At 36.6% G+C, this 17,985-nt stretch carries 23 protein-coding genes and 2 pseudogenes; 5 read left to right on the plus strand and 20 right to left on the minus strand.

The window, feature by feature from the left end:
- Positions 1-324: 324 nt before the first annotated feature.
- The 7 genes and pseudogenes from A3Q33_RS20175 to A3Q33_RS20200 form a co-directional block, all read right to left on the minus strand.
- Positions 325-606 carry a hypothetical protein gene (locus A3Q33_RS20175; RefSeq protein WP_353615512.1) on the minus strand — a complete coding sequence of 94 codons (282 nt, stop codon included), beginning with the start codon at positions 604-606 and terminating at the stop codon, positions 325-327.
- Between the two features lie 6 nt (positions 607-612).
- Complete coding sequence (locus A3Q33_RS21130) at positions 613-747, minus strand: hypothetical protein (protein ID WP_353615513.1); 135 nt, start codon at positions 745-747, stop codon at positions 613-615.
- Positions 748-821: 74 nt separating this feature from the next.
- Entirely contained in the window at positions 822-1,304 is a 483-nt protein-coding gene (locus A3Q33_RS20180; protein ID WP_081181976.1) for an AraC family transcriptional regulator, read from the minus strand.
- Positions 1,305-1,384: 80 nt separating this feature from the next.
- Positions 1,385-1,912 carry a hypothetical protein gene (locus A3Q33_RS20185; RefSeq protein WP_081181978.1) on the minus strand — a complete coding sequence of 176 codons (528 nt, stop codon included), beginning with the start codon at positions 1,910-1,912 and terminating at the stop codon, positions 1,385-1,387.
- Between the two features lie 355 nt (positions 1,913-2,267).
- A pseudogene (locus tag A3Q33_RS20190) lies at positions 2,268-3,538 on the minus strand (O-acetylhomoserine aminocarboxypropyltransferase/cysteine synthase family protein).
- A gap of 295 nt (positions 3,539-3,833) precedes the next feature.
- Complete coding sequence (locus A3Q33_RS20195) at positions 3,834-4,031, minus strand: CPXCG motif-containing cysteine-rich protein (RefSeq protein WP_081182830.1); 198 nt, start codon at positions 4,029-4,031, stop codon at positions 3,834-3,836.
- 317 nt (positions 4,032-4,348) lie between these two features.
- On the minus strand, positions 4,349-5,323 hold the full coding sequence (locus A3Q33_RS20200) for a transposase (RefSeq protein ID WP_081181981.1): 975 nt from the start codon (positions 5,321-5,323) through the stop codon (positions 4,349-4,351).
- Positions 5,324-5,526: 203 nt separating this feature from the next.
- On the opposite strand from A3Q33_RS20200, the gene A3Q33_RS20205 reads away from it, so the two are divergent.
- Entirely contained in the window at positions 5,527-6,915 is a 1,389-nt protein-coding gene (locus A3Q33_RS20205; RefSeq protein WP_081181983.1) for an L-cystine transporter, read from the plus strand.
- A 301-nt stretch (positions 6,916-7,216) separates the two neighbouring features.
- Entirely contained in the window at positions 7,217-7,816 is a 600-nt protein-coding gene (msrA, locus tag A3Q33_RS20210; protein WP_081181986.1) for a peptide-methionine (S)-S-oxide reductase MsrA, read from the plus strand.
- Between the two features lie 86 nt (positions 7,817-7,902).
- Here the strand turns inward: msrA and A3Q33_RS20215 are convergent, their stop codons facing one another.
- The 5 genes from A3Q33_RS20215 to A3Q33_RS20240 form a co-directional block, all read right to left on the minus strand.
- Complete coding sequence (locus A3Q33_RS20215; RefSeq protein WP_081181989.1) at positions 7,903-8,205, minus strand: hypothetical protein; 303 nt, start codon at positions 8,203-8,205, stop codon at positions 7,903-7,905.
- A 59-nt stretch (positions 8,206-8,264) separates the two neighbouring features.
- Positions 8,265-8,780: a CPBP family glutamic-type intramembrane protease gene (locus tag A3Q33_RS20220; protein WP_081181991.1), complete on the minus strand. Its 516-nt coding sequence runs from the start codon at positions 8,778-8,780 to the stop codon at positions 8,265-8,267.
- 218 nt (positions 8,781-8,998) lie between these two features.
- The gene (locus A3Q33_RS20225) at positions 8,999-9,292 is read right to left on the minus strand and encodes a hypothetical protein (protein ID WP_081181994.1); all 294 of its coding nucleotides are present in this window, start codon (positions 9,290-9,292) and stop codon (positions 8,999-9,001) included.
- A gap of 458 nt (positions 9,293-9,750) precedes the next feature.
- Positions 9,751-10,071, minus strand: coding sequence for a hypothetical protein (locus A3Q33_RS20235; RefSeq protein ID WP_081181999.1), 321 nt, complete (start codon positions 10,069-10,071; stop codon positions 9,751-9,753).
- A gap of 125 nt (positions 10,072-10,196) precedes the next feature.
- On the minus strand, positions 10,197-10,376 hold the full coding sequence (locus A3Q33_RS20240; protein WP_081182001.1) for a hypothetical protein: 180 nt from the start codon (positions 10,374-10,376) through the stop codon (positions 10,197-10,199).
- 377 nt (positions 10,377-10,753) lie between these two features.
- Between A3Q33_RS20240 and A3Q33_RS20245 the strand changes: the two genes are divergently transcribed.
- A complete protein-coding gene (locus A3Q33_RS20245; protein ID WP_081182003.1) occupies positions 10,754-11,482 on the plus strand; it encodes a PEP-CTERM sorting domain-containing protein in 729 nt (242 codons plus the stop codon).
- Positions 11,483-11,616: 134 nt separating this feature from the next.
- Here A3Q33_RS20245 and A3Q33_RS20250 read toward each other — a convergent pair whose 3' ends face one another.
- The 4 genes from A3Q33_RS20250 to A3Q33_RS20265 all read right to left on the minus strand — a co-directional run bounded on the left by A3Q33_RS20250 (position 11,617) and on the right by A3Q33_RS20265 (position 14,691).
- A complete protein-coding gene (locus A3Q33_RS20250; protein WP_081182005.1) occupies positions 11,617-12,408 on the minus strand; it encodes a PhzF family phenazine biosynthesis protein in 792 nt (263 codons plus the stop codon).
- Between the two features lie 175 nt (positions 12,409-12,583).
- Positions 12,584-12,976, minus strand: a complete 393-nt coding sequence (locus A3Q33_RS20255; RefSeq protein WP_081182008.1) for a hypothetical protein — start codon at positions 12,974-12,976, stop codon at positions 12,584-12,586.
- 132 nt (positions 12,977-13,108) lie between these two features.
- The gene (locus A3Q33_RS20260; protein ID WP_081182010.1) at positions 13,109-13,510 is read right to left on the minus strand and encodes a DUF1801 domain-containing protein; all 402 of its coding nucleotides are present in this window, start codon (positions 13,508-13,510) and stop codon (positions 13,109-13,111) included.
- A 173-nt stretch (positions 13,511-13,683) separates the two neighbouring features.
- Positions 13,684-14,691: an MBL fold metallo-hydrolase gene (locus A3Q33_RS20265; protein ID WP_081182013.1), complete on the minus strand. Its 1,008-nt coding sequence runs from the start codon at positions 14,689-14,691 to the stop codon at positions 13,684-13,686.
- Between the two features lie 91 nt (positions 14,692-14,782).
- Here A3Q33_RS20265 and A3Q33_RS20685 point away from each other — a divergent pair.
- Both A3Q33_RS20685 and A3Q33_RS20270 read left to right on the plus strand, forming a co-directional pair.
- Positions 14,783-14,884, plus strand: a pseudogene (locus A3Q33_RS20685) (DUF6435 family protein); the annotation flags it as partial.
- Positions 14,885-15,156: 272 nt separating this feature from the next.
- Positions 15,157-16,325 (plus strand): IS3 family transposase gene (locus A3Q33_RS20270; protein ID WP_155866728.1). Its coding sequence is split into 2 segments (ribosomal slippage): positions 15,157-15,403 and positions 15,403-16,325, totalling 1,170 coding nucleotides; the frame shifts between segments, so codons are not numbered across the junction.
- A 5-nt stretch (positions 16,326-16,330) separates the two neighbouring features.
- Here A3Q33_RS20270 and A3Q33_RS20275 read toward each other — a convergent pair.
- The 4 genes from A3Q33_RS20275 to A3Q33_RS20290 form a co-directional block, all read right to left on the minus strand.
- On the minus strand, positions 16,331-16,654 hold the full coding sequence (locus A3Q33_RS20275; RefSeq protein WP_081182015.1) for a hypothetical protein: 324 nt from the start codon (positions 16,652-16,654) through the stop codon (positions 16,331-16,333).
- A 110-nt stretch (positions 16,655-16,764) separates the two neighbouring features.
- The gene (locus A3Q33_RS20280) at positions 16,765-17,124 is read right to left on the minus strand and encodes a VOC family protein (protein ID WP_081182018.1); all 360 of its coding nucleotides are present in this window, start codon (positions 17,122-17,124) and stop codon (positions 16,765-16,767) included.
- Positions 17,125-17,239: 115 nt separating this feature from the next.
- The gene (locus A3Q33_RS20285; RefSeq protein ID WP_231295737.1) at positions 17,240-17,671 is read right to left on the minus strand and encodes a DUF5329 family protein; all 432 of its coding nucleotides are present in this window, start codon (positions 17,669-17,671) and stop codon (positions 17,240-17,242) included.
- A 43-nt stretch (positions 17,672-17,714) separates the two neighbouring features.
- On the minus strand, positions 17,715-17,963 hold the full coding sequence (locus A3Q33_RS20290; RefSeq protein WP_155866819.1) for a hypothetical protein: 249 nt from the start codon (positions 17,961-17,963) through the stop codon (positions 17,715-17,717).
- Between the last annotated feature and the right edge of the window lie 22 nt (positions 17,964-17,985).

Raw genomic sequence — 17,985 nt, forward strand, 5'->3', positions numbered from 1 at the left:
ATAATAATTTTTTTGCATTTCTGCATAAGTGCCACCGAGTATACACAGTTCCAACCACTGGTCCAACCACTAATTTAATTTTTGCTTAAATTAACATTAGCAGAGCAAGGTAAAATAGTTAAATCAGAGGGTTATGACTTAAACACTAAATAAAACATAGCTATATATAGCCAATAAAGCTGGTTTTTAGTGGAAATTTACAGGGAATAACGTTAAAAAACAGCTGTTAAGGACTAAATATTGAAGAACAGACAGGCATCATCGACTTTTGGTCAAAGGGTAATGAAAAGGTTTCAACCGCGTTTATTTGAGCGACTATTGTTTTTAAGCAAATGTAGACCACACCTGCTTTAAGCCTAAAATATGTACTAAAGCAATAACCAAACAAATGCTTGAGCTCCAAATCCAGAATTCAGGTGTTCGCCCAAGTGGGTTATTCATAAAATAAAAGCCCGCGACACCTCGCAGCAGATATATACCAGCAATGACCACAACGATAGTGCGAACAAAAGGCAGTTGAGTTATCACGCCAGCGGCAGAAAAAGCATAAAATGACCAAAGCACCAAGATAAAGGTTATAACCGACGTTATTATTGTCGGCTTCATGCTGCCTTACTCTGCCATTATTGCCATGTGCTCGCCGGCACCAAAAAATCGATACCATGAAGCACCAAAGAATATACAGCCTAAATGTATAGCGGCAGCTAACGCGCTCAGAAAACCTGCGATAACTAGCATTACATTCATAGTTTCAAGTACCTTTTGTATTATTTATTGAGCAATTTTTATAGCCATCTTTTACAGCCGTTTTTTATAGTCATTTATTGAATAGGTAAATAAATATCGATAATAGCATCTTCCTGAGCAACGCTAGGATAAAAGGACACTCGCTCTAAAAAGAGTGGATAGTCTCTTAATGTAAAGCTTGACCGGCTTAACCACTGACCATAGAGAAAGTTGATCACAGCCGCTAACTTTTCATCACTGCCAGTAAGGCGAACCTTTGCACATTGCCCTGCAGGAATAGTTTTACTTATAACGCCCTGCTGATTTTCGCCAACCGGCGCTATAATCGCACATGCAATATCAAAGCGATAATCTGTGTCTGCAGTTATATTCGGGTCATCGTAGATAATATTAAACGTTTTACTTTTACTCGGCGGCAAAGCGTTTTCTTTTCGCCAGTTGATAAACTGAGCGATGCTATTAGCTAACAAATTTGGTGCAGCTCTGTGCTCATAAACTGCAATTTTTGTATCAGGAAAGCTCACTAGCTCAACTTGAAAGTTATCTGCGTTATTCATCTAATATTGCCTTAAAATTAATAGTTTCGATGTATTTCAAGTAAAAATGCTAGCTATGAACTTAGCATTTTATGAAATGCCTAATCTTCAGTCAGCCAATCTCGATAACACTGCATAAATAGCTGCCAAAAATGCTGACAGCTAGAAGCTTCAAACAATTGCTGCTCCAATATTTTTAAAATACTTTCATCTGTGACAGTACTTTCGTCTGGGAAAAACTGCGCCTGGTTTTGCTGACCATGACTGAACAACAAATTAATACATGCAACATAACCGACTAAACTTAGGGCAACTTGCTCTACTTCCCAGCCCTTATCTCCTAAAAATCCGGTGTAAACAGGCAAGCTAAGCTGATTGGTATCAACAAAATAAGGATCACCCAATTCGGTATCACGAGCAAAAACGTGCCATGATGCTTGCCAACTACCTTGTTCTGTAGTCGCTGAGTCTTCATTAGTACTTGCTTGACCTAACTCACTGACACCAAAACCAAGTTGTGCTTTGTTAAGCTCTGCGACAGATGCCACATTTTTAAAACCCTGTGGACCAAAAAACACTTCATGATTATCTAAAGTATTTAAAATATTAATTAGTTTATTGTCTGTCATATCTACCTGATGAAAATATAAAATAATGAAAAAACATACACGTTTACGACTTTATTAAGGCCGTAGTGCACTTCAAAACAAGATTATGCCACAACCTTGAACATTATAAAAAGTTGGCTAAATTTGAAGTTGATAAATGACGAATAATGGAATTATAAAAAACCGAAAATGAATCGGTCAATAATGATATTTAAACGGTGACTTTTGATGACTATATCGAAGGCTTTATTGAGGACTTTTTTGTAGATCTAGTTAATAGCGGATAGGTATTTATTTATTACCTTGAACTAACATGGTAATTAGCAACAATTTCGAAACAAAAAAATGCCCTCTTCCAAGGGCAAATATAGTGGATTTAAGCTTTGTCTAAAGCTTGGGTAACATCAGCAATAATATCGTCGATATGCTCGATACCAACCGAAATTCGGATCAAATCTGCACTAACACCTGCAGAAGCTAATTCTTGTTCATTCAACTGTCTATGTGTTGTAGAAGCAGGGTGACAAGCAAGTGATTTAGCATCACCAATATTTACCAGTCGTAGGATCATTTCAAGTGCATCAATAAAACGCGCACAAGCTTCAATGCCACCTTCAACACCAAAACTTAAAATGCCAGAGGCTTTACCATTGGTAATTTTTTTACAAGCATCAAAATAAGGACTATCAGGCAAAGCAGCATAATTTACCCATTTAACTTTTTTGTGTTGTTGAAGAAATGCGGCAAGTTTCTCAGCATTCTCACAATGTCTGTCCATACGTAAACCGAGAGTTTCCAAACCTTGTAAAATTTGAAACGCATTCATTGGCGATAATGCCGCGCCGGTATTTCTTAACGGTACAACACGACAACGGCCAATATAAGCAGCAGGTCCCATGGCTTCTGTGTAAACAACATTATGATAAGAAGGATCGGGCTCATTCATAACAGGGAAACGAGCCTTATTTGCCACCCAGTCAAACTTTCCTGAATCGACAATCACACCACCAATCGACGTACCATGACCGGCAATATATTTGGTCAGAGAATGTACAACAATATCTGCACCTAACTCGAACGGTCGGCATAAGTAAGGCGTAGCTACGGTGTTATCAACAATTAAAGGCACACCATGTTTGTGTGCTATTTCGGCTAATCGTGCAATATCAACAATATTGCCCGCGGGTTGCCGATAGACTCACAAAATACTGCTTTAGTTTTGTCGTCAATCGCATTGTCGAATGCTGCAAAGTCATCATGGGAAATCATTCGAGCTTCAACACCTTGTCTTGGCAGAGAATGCGCAAAAAAATTATAAGTACCGCCATACAACTCGCTAGTGCTGACGATATTATCCCCCACTTCACAAAGACATTGAATAGCATAAGTAATAGCAGCCATTCCAGAGGCAACACAGAGTGCGCCAATCCCTCCCTCCATCGCAGCAATACGTTTTTCCAACACATCTGTAGTCGGGTTCATAATGCGGGTATAAATATTGCCAGGCACTTTAAGGTCAAATAAATCAGCCCCGTGCTGGGTATTATCAAAAGTATAAGAGGTGGTTTGATAAATCGGAACAGCGGCAGCTTTAGTGGTTTCTTCCGACTTGTAACCTTCATGTAAGGCAATTGACTCTAGTTTCATGCTCGTTCTCTCCTTCGTGACGATATGTACATTGAAAATGAAGTAATGTATTTTCGAAAATATACAATCAATTAATGACTGTTAATAACTTAATATATAGCTACGTGTTTAGCTATATATGTTATTAGTTTTTGACAAATAAACGAAGGTAGAACAAGGAAGAATAGAGAAAATATAGAGCAACAATTAGAAGCAACAGCACTAAAACTAGCGCTAAAAAGGTGTAACTTTTAATGCATAAGTTACTTAAATTAATCAGATTTCCTGGCCATCATATTTTGCTGATATTGGTTATTCAGAACGTATCATCTTCGCTATAAACATTCACGGTTAGCTCGCCATCAGCACTTTCAGAGACCACGAAATTTATGGGTTTACAACAGACTTGGCAATCTTCAATATACTGTTGCTCTATGTCCGATGAGTCAATAAGAACATTAATCGTCTCAGCACAATATGGACATTCTATAAGTTTTTCTGTTAATTGGTTCAATTTCGACGTTCTCCTAAACAACTCGTAAAAAACAACTCGGACATCCATCTAAACAACTAGGACATCCATCCTAACTAAATTTACTGTTTAATAAAACAACTCGGACACCCATTTAAAATTCAGGTCAATAAGTAGCATAAAAATCAGTATTAGTTAATCAAAATGGATAACGTGGCTAATTGTAGATTGGTAAAAATCATTCAACCATTAAATTAAATGTCAATTTAAGCGTTTTACTGTTTTTTGGCCATAGAGATGAGACCCAACTCGGGACGATTGAGGGATTGTAGTTATCAACTTTCGTTAAATTAAATAGTTTAAGCTAATAGTTTCTCACAGCACTTGAGGTTTTGTCTTCGTTTAACTCCATGGTGCTGATAATAAACGGTCAAGGCAGTTGTATGACCTACCGCCCCATGAAATAACTTTCTAAAGCCTTTTGTTAGCGTTAACCAATTTTCTGAGCAGATGTTTAAACGTTGCAGTAGCTCGGGTTGGTTATCGGTTATATATCCTAGTTTATCTTCTCGCATACAGCGACCTGTCAATTCGACTAATTTGAGGTAGTCTATTAACTCAAACGGTAAACCTTTAGGCATGTTGCTTTTAGGGTTACCCACAAAGGGCAATAGATGTGTCGGCTGCTTACCCACTTTAGCTTGAATAACGCGCGCTTTCACACTGGTATAGGCTGAGCTTTCTGGCGTATTGGCAACACCTGCCCTAACAGGGTTTAAATCAACATAAGCCATACAGGCCGCAAGCGCTGGTTCATCAAGCAAGGCTTGTGATTTAAAACGCCCTTCCCAAAACCGTCCGGTACAATTATCTTCTTGATTCGCTTTTCTGGCGATACGCTCGTTGAGTAAACGCATAAACCAACTAATGTCCATTAACCGACTGCGATAACATTCAACAGTATCGTTTAACGTTGACTTTAAGGCGTCAGAAATGGGATCACCACGGCAAAATTGTTGTGTTAACAATGTACCTTTAAAGAGTTGGTGCCAACGTTTTAATACTTCTTCACTTGACCACGCTTTAGCATTAGCCTCATCAATAAAAAGTACTAAGTGAGTGTGATTACTCATAATGGCGTATGCACAAATATCAATGGCAAACACCTGGCTTAATGCAAGCAGTTTATCTTCAACCCAACCACGGCGGTGTTCAAAACTTTTGCCAGTGAGTTTATCTTCACCACAAAGGTAGGCACGGCGAACACAGCGTGAAATACAGTGATAATATGCTGTATCAACTAAACTAATAAGTTGTTTTCTGGCAGTAGTCATTAATAAAATCCTTTTACTTTGACTCGTTAATCAATCCTAGTAGAGAGATTGATACTTTTCAATTAAGTTGCTATAGATACCTAAGTAATTAAACGTAATAAGAGCATATCAATTTCGTCTAACTCATAGCACAAGCATTCTTTATTAATTTAGAACTATGCGTTAAAGTGCCGCGCTAAATCACAGCTCCTAAAGAAGGTACTATGTCGTTCACTGTATTATTGATGCTAGCCTTATTTTCTGGCTTACTTTTCTCTATCTATCTTTTTTCAAAAAAAAGTAAAACCTTATCACGCACTGTTCTATTTGGTCTAATAGTTGGTAGTGTATTCGGTTTAGCATTACAGTTTTTATTCGCAGAACAACCACAAACCACCCAAGACGTTTTAAGCTGGGTTTCCGTAGTGGGTAAAGGCTATGTTGGGCTGTTGAAAATGGTTATTATGCCCTTAGTACTGGTGTTTATGATTGCTGCAGTAGTCAAACTTGAAGACCAAGGTTCGTTGGGTAAAATTTCCTTTGTCAGTATTTCTATTTTGCTGTTCACTACCGCCATATCAGCACTGGTTGGTATTGCTGTAACCTATGGTTTTGATTTGAACATAGCCAGCCTAGTGGCCGGTACGCGCGAAACGGCAGAAATGACCACCATACAAAACAAAGCTGCTACTGTTGCCGATTGGACAGTACCACAAATGTTGCTAAGTTTTATTCCTGAAAATCCATTTGCCGACTTAAGTAATGAACGCTCAACTTCCATTATTGCGGTGGTTATTTTTGGTGTATTAGTCGGCATAGCTGCACGTAAGGTAATGCTTGATCGCAGCGAACTTGCATCCCCTATTCGTACGGGTGTAAATGCCTTACAAGCCACGGTAATGAATTTGGTCAAAATGGTAATAGCCCTAACTCCTTATGGTGTAGCAGGACTAATGGCGAATGTGGTCGCAAACTCAAGTGGTAACGATATTCTTAATTTACTATCGTTTATTGTCGCCTCTTACGTTGCAATATTAATAATGTTTATTGTGCACGGCTTATTATTGAGCTTAGTGGGGGTTAATCCAAAAGAATACTTTACCAAAATTTGGCCGGTCATGACTTTTGCATTTACTTCACGCAGCTCAGCCGCTTCAATCCCAATGAATATTGACGTACAAGTTAATCAACTTAAAGTACCGCCAGCCATAGCTAATTTATCAGCATCTTTTGGTGCTACTATCGGTCAAAATGGCTGTGCCGGAATTTATCCCGCCATGCTTGCAATGATGGTTGCTCCAAGTGTTGGTATTGATCCAATGACAATCGAGTTCATAATACCTTTGGTGGGTATTATTGTGATCAGCTCTTTTGGTATTGCAGGTGTGGGTGGCGGTGCTACTTTTGCTGCACTCGTCGTACTACCTACTATGGGACTGCCTATAGAAATAGTCGCCCTGCTAATTTCAATAGAGCCTTTAATTGATATGGCACGCACGACTTTAAATGTCTCAGGTGCAATGGTCTCAGGTGTTATTACGAGTAAAATAATGAAAGTACCCCTACCTGTCACACCAGTTTTAGATGATATAAAGTCAACAAGTAATAACTAAATTTCTTACAATGCAACCCAAGTTAATTTTGAGCCTGCTTTTATTATAAATTGTGAAGAATTAGCCACTCTGTATGCTAATTCTTCATACTTCAATAAAAAACCATACACTTCTGCATGGGTGTCCTAATTATTTTGCTAATTATTTTGATGTGGATGTCCTCATTATTTTTATTATTTCTTTTATCAAAAAAACCAAAATCCCCCCTTAAACAAAAAATGAAATACCTTTCTCTTATAGCGGGTCTATTAGGTATGCCTACATAAATTTTTATACAACATCATTTAGATACGAGATTCTTATGAAAAAAACATTAAGATTAGTTTTAACAACATCTGCACTATTTTATGCATCGCTTGGCTATGCAGAAGTCACTGAAAAAGCCATCTTAGCTGGCGGTTGTTTTTGGTGTATGGAATCTGACTTTGAAAAGCTTCCAGGCGTCACTGCTGTTGTATCAGGTTTTACTGGTGGAAAAATTGAAAACCCAACCTATAACGGTGATCATCGCGGCCATTATGAGGCGGTTGAAATAACTTACGACCCGAAAATCGTGAGCTACCAAGGCATACTCGATCATTACTGGGTGAACATTGACCCTTTTGATGCCAAAGGCCAATTTTGCGATAAAGGTCCAAGCTACCTAAGTGCCATTTTTGTTGCAAACGATCAAGAACGTAAACTGGCTGAAAAAACAAAAGCAGCTGTCATAGCTGAGTTTCCCAATCAAACAGTTGTTACGCCTATATTAAACACCAGTACGTTTTATCCTATAAAGGGTGATGAGAGCTACCATCAAGACTATTATAAAAATAATCCAATACGCTACAACACCTATCGTTGGCGCTGCGGACGAGATAGCCGTTTAGAAGATATTTGGGGTGATAGAGCAACTCATTAAAAGTAATAAAATACAGAAGTAACAGTGCGTGTCCTAGTCAGCTCCTAGTCAAGTAGCTGTCTGTCCCATTTGATTTATTTACTATTTTAACTCTCTTTGTAACTTATTTTACAGGCTTGATTAACCAAAAAAGCGATACCGCAAGAATAGATATAAAAAAATAGAACCAATCCTCTAATTAAACCTATTTGAGCTGCCAAATTTGTTTTTAATGACATTTCATAAATTAAATAAATGGCAATTGGTACAACAACGATATAATTTTTATTTTTACTTATTGTTTTGCAATATGATTTTATTAACACATCTACAGCAAGCGAAGAAAAATTTAAAATTAACGGAATCAATGCCAGCCCGAAAAAGAAAATGTCGATGACAAGTGAATCCATGCTATCAAACTCCTTAGTGATTTATGAGGCTTCGATGACGAAGCTTTTTAAGTAACCATTTAGCTTTCAAGTAATCCTAATAGAAAAAAAGTAGCATTATTTAGCGCATGAATTATGGTAACGACAAACAGCGCATGCCCTCTTGAATGAGCATCCCAATATTGGTATGCCATAGACATCATGAAAAAAAGAGTAAAAACACCTACTCCCCACAAGGGAACTTGCATGGAATGCACTCCTCCCCAAATCAGAGCACTAAGTATTGAAACCACCACTATATTAGTGGTGGTTTTCCTGAGTAAGTAAATAACGGGGATCATTAAAATAGTTTCTAATATTGGCGATATAAGTACGGCACCTACAAATACTTCCGTTCCTAGTTCAAAATCAGGTACCGCAGCATTTGGGAATAAGAATCCCAGAAAAATAGCAAGAGGAAGCCCTATACAGATCACTAATAAATAGATTTTAAATATATAATATTTAAGAGGTTGGTTGGTATTCTCTAGTAGTTTAAACAAATCTTCATCCTTGAGATTTAAAGCTATCGAACTCCAGAGCAGCTCATTTATCATACTATTTCATTAACGCTAGCTGGCTAATTTTCAATTAATAATGGGTGTCCTAGTTGTTTTATTACTTTTATTACAAAGAGAATGAAAAAATTAATCTACACTAGAATAAGATGAAAGCTACCCCCTGCCAAGAAGAGGTTTATCGATGGCTATAATGTTGAATGGAATGAAAACAGCCAACAGTAAATCGTCCCTCTTAATCGCCTAATCAGTTTTATTTACACCTTAACCTTTTGCTTTTTAAAGTACCAAACCATGATAGGTATTTCTATTAATCCATAAATAATAAGCGTAAACCAAAACCAATTTGTGTTAAAAATCAACAAATTAAATTCATACCCACTCCCCCAATAATTCAGACCTACAACCAACAAAGCAAAGCCTGAAGCAAATATGTCATAAAATGAAATCTTATTAAAATTATTCCCCGCTAACTTGGGATATATAGAAAGGTACGCGACTAAAACTATAATTAGATTTAGTAATATAATGGCTAACTCTGGTGAATCCATTTACGTCTATACTCCTAATAATACTTTCCGCCTCACTAAGGGGTAAGTAATTGTTAGTTAAAGTTGTGAACAGAGTGAAACAGTCACTATTTTTTCCTTTCAATGCTTTGTTATATGCACGAAAGCAGATTAATACTATTTATTTACTTTTTGATTAAAGAACTTAAATATTTTAAAACGATTAAATTCATTATTGCCGCCATAAGCGTAAATAGCAAAGAGTATAAACCCTATTAATTGAAGATATTGTATCTGCTGATTTTCGACTAACAAAGTCCATATAAAAACTACTAACATACTGATTGATAAAAGTGCTGATAGGATTCTTAATATCATATTAGCCTCCATGCTAAGTTTTTAGGATGCTTATAACGTCCGCTTGAGATGCAAAATATAGCTGAAAATAATGTTTAGGAACGTAAACAGCCAGATAAATTTTGTCCTGTTATAACGGTTTTTTAAGACCCGCGTTGAATTAATGCAAATTTACCCTTAACCCTTTGACCTCGCATTTTATCGCACCAGAACTTGTATACTGGGTAGATTAATGCAGCGCCAATTAAAGAAAATATAAACCCCAAAAACCCATACATTAATGATGAAAACCAGAACATTGTGTTCGCAGTTTCTTCATCTATAGCCGTAGTAGTTATCATAAAATTAAAAGCTATTGAAAAGGCGATACCAACCCCAAAACAAATCCAAATAGCAATAACCATAAAAGAAAAAAAGTTAAGCTGTATTCTAGCTTCATCACTATATTTTTCATGCATATCCATTTTAAAGTAAACTCCAAAGGGTTATAACGCCTCAATAAGTTTAAAATAAAAGTAGGCGATAATCGATAACCAACTGTTATTTTTTCGTTTGATTAACACCTTAGCAGTATTTTGCAGCCGATAGATTAATTAATTGTTTTACTCGAACGTTGCGTTTTACCAAAAATTTTAAGCCAAAATGCTAGCTCAAAAATAATACCCAAAGCAACAAATGCAAATACACCGTTTGAAAACCCATAACTGTATGATGCAAGAGCTAAAAACAATAGTGCTGCCAGAATTATCCATTTGTGGAATACTTTCATAAGTCCCTCTTAGTAAAAAAGATAATATATTGTATTAAATTTATGCTTAGTTGTATTTATAAGCAAATATGAACTTGTAAGAAGTTGTAAGTGCAAAACTTTTTATACAGCTACCGCCTTGCTACCATAGATTAGAAAACTATTAAAAGCATAGGCGAACAAAGTGGCTTTGTTTGTTTTTATGTAAGCGTCATGTGAACTGCGTCTCAGTTAATCTGGATGTCCAATTAATCCTCCAGTTAATCCTTAAAAAATTGGTGTTAACATCACCCTTGAGATTTTCTACGCGAACCCATTCAATCGCTGCTATAATTTTTAGCAAGCTCTGGACTAATAAAATATCTAATTTCAAAATGCAACCATTTAAGGAAGCAAAAATGTTTAACAAAAAAATGGTAAGTGCTGTTGCTGTTGCTGTTGCTGTTTTAAGTTTCAGTGTGCAAGCAGAATTAATCACGCAAGATGTTTCATTCGGTACGCAAGGAAGTTCAACTGATATCGCTGAATTATCTCCTTTAACCCAAATTTTAACCATAAACACATTCGATATCAGTTTAGGTACTTTGACTGGCGTATCATTAATGGTGTACAGCCAAATTACTAGCCAAGGCTCTTCTACCAATAATAGTGTGGCGGATGGCCGCACAGACGTAGGTATATTTTTGACTGATGACTGGATGGTGCAAAGTAGCGTTGCTGATGATTTTACTTTTGCTTCAGCAAACAGTTTTTATGCCTTAATTGAGGCACAAAGTGCTGCTTCAGGTTTATTTACTATGCAAACTGGCGACACATTTGAATACGATATCACAACGGGTGAAATTAGCTCAATGTTGACTAACACCGACATTAGCGCGTTTTTAGGCAGTAACCCTATCGACTTTATGTTTTCTACATTTGCTAGAACTGAACTGAGGAACCAAATTAATCCTCAGCAAGGAGGTTTAGGCTCGTTCTCAAACAGCTTCTCAAACGCGGCTTGGGGGAGAGTAGTCGCTGAATTTGAATATACTCCTTCTTCTGTAACTGTGGCAGAACCGTCTACAATTGGAATTTTTGGTTTAAGTTTAGCTGGTATGGCACTTATGATGCGTAGAAGAATTTAGTATTGCTTTGAGGGGGAGGATATAACCCAGAGAGCCTAGAGCACCTGTTGCCTTGGAATATTAAGCAAGGCTAGACGCTTTCCCCCATACACTTACTTTAGACCTTTTGCTTATATTCTTATAAAGCAAAAGGTCTAAACTGTAATTTTACCTTCTAGATATTGAACAGCTTTACCTGAGATATAAACTTTATTCCCTTTAATACTACATATTAATTTACCGCCGCGTTTAGAAGCTTGATATGCAATGAGTTCGGATTTATTTAATTTACTAGCCCAATATGGAGCTAAGCCGCTATGAATAGATCCCGTGACAGGATCTTCGTATCCACCATTAGCAGGCCAAAAATAACGAGAAATAAAGTCATACTCACTCGACTTAGCAGTTACCACAATATCAAAAGGTGCAAGCTGTTTTAGTAATTCAATATCAGGCATTACATTTTTTACATCGGCTTCTTGTTCATAGACAACAAAATACGCTTGGTCATTTAACAATACTTCCACAGGTTTAATTGATAATCCGTTTAATAAAGCTAATGGGATATCGTCAACGACTTTAGGTTGCCTATTAGGAAAACTCATTTGAATATAACCATTATCCATTTCTGTAACTGATAAATTTCCAACGGCTTTAGCGAAAAAATCAATTGATTTTAAATGATTACTTTTAGCAAAAATAACGAATGATGCAGCTAATGTTGCATGCCCGCAAAACTCAATTTCGGTTATTGGTGAAAACCAGCGTATTTCATAATGTTGACTATCTATTTTTTTAACAAATGCAGTTTCTGAAAGGTTATTTTCAACAGCAATTGATTGCATAAGCTCAACTGAGAGCCAATTTTCAGTTATAATTACAGCGGCAGGGTTGCCTTTAAAAGTAGCATCAGTAAAAGCATCGATAACATTTATTTTTAATTCCATCTGGGATAATACTCCTGAGTAAATATTTTCTTTATCACGCCCAATTTACAGGCTAAGTAATGGTTGGCTAAAATAGTGTAGCAAAGCGAAACGTAGCCAACTTATGTGGACGCATGTATTAACTTTTTAGTATAAAAATGCTCAATAGACACGTCCAACCGAATATACCACGACCTTAATTAGCTTTTAGGTCTAAAATAAACGGCTTACCACCAAAACCATGTTTATTACATTTGGCACGTACTATTACCTTAGATATTTCTGCTGGAATTTTGATATCACACTGACTACGTGTAAATGGTTGCTCATTATCGTGAGGGTGAGCAAGTTGACGGTATCCAAGTTGATTACCCTCTAAATCTATAACTTCCCAGCCATCTGCGTAATGCTCCCAGCCTTGGTCATTGTGTCGAACTGAAGTACCAAAACACCAACTACCGCTTGATTTTTCAGTAGCTATAACGTTTGTAACCTGAGCATATTCTAAAGAAATTGAATAAGTATCTATATCAACTTTTGATGCGAATACTGATGATGCAAACATCGATAATATTAATAGTAACCTCATGTAAACCTCGTTTCACTGTAAGATATCGCCTATTTAAGCGGAAAATGTAATTGGCTATAATGTGGGCACTGTGAAATAGCCAACTCTATTTTTACGTTTGAATTTTTTGTTAAATGTTTTATGTTTTATGTTTTAAGCACCAAGTAAAACTAAGTGCTTAATATGTTTGTAGCGTAAAGACATAGAAATACAATGCGCTAACTCTTTGGGAATTTCTTGCTCAATATTTAAAATGATTGCACGATTACCGTCATATTTAAAGATATCACCATAAACTTCTTTAAAAGTCTCAACTAGAGATGTTTTACAATTAAAGTAAATGCAGTGTTGCTCTGGGTATTTCGCTTTCCAATCAAATCTAACTGTACTACCACTCTTTGAAACATAACTAGGCTCACCCCATTTTAAGGTTTCCGTTAAATCAGATATGCCATCTTGTTTAGCCACACTCAGAATTAGGTCACGTATATTGCTGAGTAAAACAGCAACATTTTCTGGATAGGTTTCAAATTTTTGTTTAACACTTAAATTCATTAGATAACTCACAATATCAAAAACATACAACGCCTCGTTAGGGGCTAAAAATTGTTAGCTAAAATGAGTGACAAAGGAGCAAAAGCCAACTGTCATTTTTCAGTTTAAATGCCTTACCTTTTTAGCCTCAAAACTTATAAGCACTATCAATAGTGGCCTGACTATAATAAAACCTAGATTAAATAAGGCTTTCCAAAAGTAGGAATAATGACTTTTAGAGGATCCATGTTTAATTTCTTAATTTCTTCTTGAAGCGTCTCAATTGGATCATTATATCCCTCATCAGTTAACTTAAAAGTCCCAAAGTGAATCCCGATCATCTTTTTACTCTCTAGGTCTTTAAATGCTTGTAGAGAATCCTTTGGATTAAGATGGGCATCTTTCATGAACCATCTAGGCTCATAAGCACCAATTGGAATCAAAGAAAGATCCGGTGCCCCTAGCTTCTCTTTAATGCTTTTAAAGAACTTCCCGTATCCTGTGTCTCCGGCAAAGTAGATCTTATAAGCATTTTCAATATAAAACCCACCCCAAAGCATTTCTCTTTTATCGAATAGGCCTCTTGCCGACCAGTGCTGTGAGGGAACAAAAGTAATCTTAGTTTTATTAGTTGTAATACTTTGCCACCAATCCAGATCGACAGCGGCATTAATTCCGTTATCTTCTAAAAATGACTTCGTTTTCAACCCTGCAAAGACTTTGGGAGCATCCCTGTCATTTAAGCGCTTGAGCGTATCAAGATCTAGGTGGTCATAATGATTATGAGAAATAAGAACAATATCAATTGGAGGCAGATCATCAAAGGCAATACCAGGTTTAACGACTCTCTTGGGTCCAGCAAATTGAACAGGTGAAGCTCTGAGAGAATATTGAGGATCTGTTAATATGTTTAAATTATCAACCTGAATAAGAACTGATGCATGGTTGATGACAGTAATAATTGGCTTTACAGATCTTTGGCTAGCAGGTTTAAACTGCTTAGAGTCAATTTCATCTGGCCAAGGAGTAGATTCACTCATACTACCCATTTTCCACTTGAGCAAATCAACTATACTTTTATCTTCAAAGGGTTCAATGTTATCAAATTTAATACCATCAAAAGGGGCATTAGTCTTTGCATGAGGTTGAGATGTGCAGGAGGAGAGTAAAACGGTAAATATTAACCATGATAATTTTTTCATTTAGCTTGCTCATTTTTTCTTAGTATTTATTTAAAATCAAAACACATTACGTAACGTATAAACTTAGGCGTTAAATTATAGGTTAATGAATATATTTTCAATACTTAAGAAAAAACCAATTAAAAAATTGGACAAACTTTATGAAAGTAAACTTGAAAAATCTATGCATGCCCAGCGTAAAGGCGATATAAAATTATAGGTAATAACAACAACTTTAGCTGAAGCTTTAAAATACAAATTTTAGAACTACAAGTCTTTGTTAAAAAACATAACACGTTGCTAAGCGTAAATAATGGTTGGTTAAAATAAGCGACGAATGAGTAAAAACCAACTTTTATTTTCCTTGTTCAAACGCTTGTTAGCATCTCAACTCAAGGATACTATCAACTCTATCTTGTGTTTTGACGTGGTCTAATTGATTCGACTACCTCAGTTAAGACATAATTGACTTAACTGGAGATATAAATGAAAAACCGTAAAACTTATTCAAAAGAATTCAAACTAGATGCAATCACCCTCGTTAGGGATCAAAACTATCCTGTAGCTGAAGCTGCTAGAAATCTAGACGTCAGTGCGCAAGTGCTTGGCCGATGGATCAAAGAAGCTGAAAATGATGATGGTCATGCTTTTAGAGGAAATGGAAAGCTTACGCCAGAGCAAGATGAAATCCGTAAACTTAAAGCCCAAGTCAAGCGCCTAGAAATGGAGCGTGAAATATTAAAAAAAGCGACGGTCTTCTTTGCAAAGGAAACGAAGTAATATATTCGTTTGTTGCCCAACATAAGAAGATCTGGCCCGTGATACTGATGTGTCGCGTATTGGGTGTAAGAAGTAACAACTATTATAGTTATCAAAAAAGAAAGGCTCAAAAGCCCATTGATACAACGCATCAAGAGATGTTGGAATGGGTAAAAGACATCGCTAAGTTTAGCGACAATACTTATGGCGCAAGACGTATTCAAAAATCCTTAAATGCACTTAGTTACCCTGTTAGCCGCAGAAAAACAGCGCAGTTAATGAAAGAGGCGAATGTTTGGGTGCGTTATAAGAAAAAATATAAAGCAACGACAAATAGCGAACACAACAAGCCCATTTATGCGAACGAACTTGAGCAAAACTTTGATGTTCAACAACCTGATCAAGCGTGGGTGCAAGATATTACCTACATCTGGACTTCAGAAGGCTGGCTATATTTGGCGATAGTAATCGACCTATACTCGCGTAAAGTTGTTGGTTGGAGCATGGGCACACGGATGAAAGCTCAACTTGTTTGTGATGCGCTCACGATGGCAATGTGGCAACGAAAACCTAAGGCAGGATTGATAGTACATTCAGATCAAGGCGTTCAATATGCGAGTCATCAATATAGGCGAATACTCAGGTTACATGGCTTTGTGGGCAGCATGAGTAAGAAAGGTTGCTGCTGGGATAATGCGGTAGCAGAGAGCTTCTTTGGTAGCTTAAAACAAGAGCGCGTACATTGGCGTAACTATCAAACCCGTTATGACGCTCAACAAGATGTGATGAACTACATAACGATGTGGTACAACAGCAACCGATTGCACTCATATCTGGGCTACCAAAGTCCAAATGTGTATGAAGGCAAAGAAAGAGAATTGAAAAAGGTAGCTTAACGAACTTAACTGGGGTGTCTGAATTTAGTTGACCAGGTCATTTCTTGGCTGAACATTTGAAATTGCTCTACAGTAAAAACACCATAACTTTTTAATGCAACTAATTTCAACAATGCATTATTACGAGTTGGATTATTGAACATCTCAGCAATTTTTGCATCTTCGTCTTGAATTAAGCCATATAGATCTAAGTAAGACTTATGCTCAGCCCCTTTTCTATTTTTAGCTAGCTCATCAACTTTAACAAATATTAATTCACAAGCTTTGGCCGTTAAATCACTTAGTAGCTTTCGGAATAGTTTCCAATCTTTTTCAGGTACAGATGACATACTAGGCTCTCATTGAGTGCAAACGCCCCTTTAAGGGACTGATAATAGTTTGCTAATATTGTGAAGCGAAGCTAAACCGAACAAACTGTTAGCAGACCCGCTTTAAATTCTTATGTGCCAGATAAACACCAAACTGCAAATTCATTACCACTAGGCTCGATAAAGTGAAATCGACTCCCTCCAGGAAATGAGAAAATTGGAGTCGAAATTTTACCACCAAATGATTCTACAGTAGCTTGAGCTTGCTCCAAGTCCTCAGTTAATAATACAAGCAAGGCAGAGCCATTTGAAACTAGCGAAGACAAATCCGATTTGTAGAAACCACCATCTAATCCTTCATCAGTAAAAGCAGTATAATCGGGACCGAAGTCAGTAAAGCTCCAACCAAATGCGTCCTCGAAGAACTTTTTTGTTTCGGGAATATTTTTGGCGGGTAATTCTACATAGTTTAACTTTAAATTTGTCGGCATAACGTAAATCCTTTTGGCACTTAACGAGCATCATAATGAGATAAAAACTATTGGTTAAAATAAGCGACGCAGGAGCAAAACCAACTGTTTTTTGTCCCGTTTGAACAGCTTAACACTACTTTTGTGCTTGCCTGTAAACCCTTAATTCGTTTAACAACCAATCCTGACTTTTCAATGGAGCGTTACTGCTGCAATGAATTTTATAATATTTACCCGACATTTTACTCTTAGTCGCAGAATACTTTATAAAGTCTTCTGTTGATTCGATATCTTCGGCGTAATATGCATACTTCTTGTTTATATGCTCTACAGCTTCTTTACCATTATGCATAGTGCCATTGCGCTCATACTTACATTCAGTAGATGCTACAAAGCTTAAAAGATGTTTAATTTCTTCTTGAGTCGAAGCGATAACATTTAAAGAAAATGCTGACAATAAAATTATGAATACTTTACTCAGATTCAAGTGACGATCTCCAGTAGTGCTAACACTTACATAAGCGGGACATACGTTGGCTAAAATATTGAACAGAGTGAAAACAGCCAACTGTATTTTTCCGTTTGAAGTTGTTAGGTAAATTTACACCATATTATGATGTTGTCATATCCAAAACAAAAAACAATAGCGCTTCAAGAGAATTTTCCCAAAAGCCTTTTTTAGCATCGTTTTTTTGATACTGCTTATCCAAACATTCCTTAAATAAATCATCACCCGATTTAGCGCCATTATTTTCAGTTTTATTGGCGACTTCGATGCAGTTATTAGTGTTAACGGAATGACCAGATGTACAGCCAGATAAAGAGTTAGCGACCAACAGAACGAGTATTAATTTTTTCAAAAACATCCTATTTGACTCAAAA

It is taken from the genome of Colwellia sp. PAMC 21821 (genome assembly GCF_002077175.1).
Classification (GTDB): Bacteria; Pseudomonadota; Gammaproteobacteria; order Enterobacterales; family Alteromonadaceae; genus Cognaticolwellia.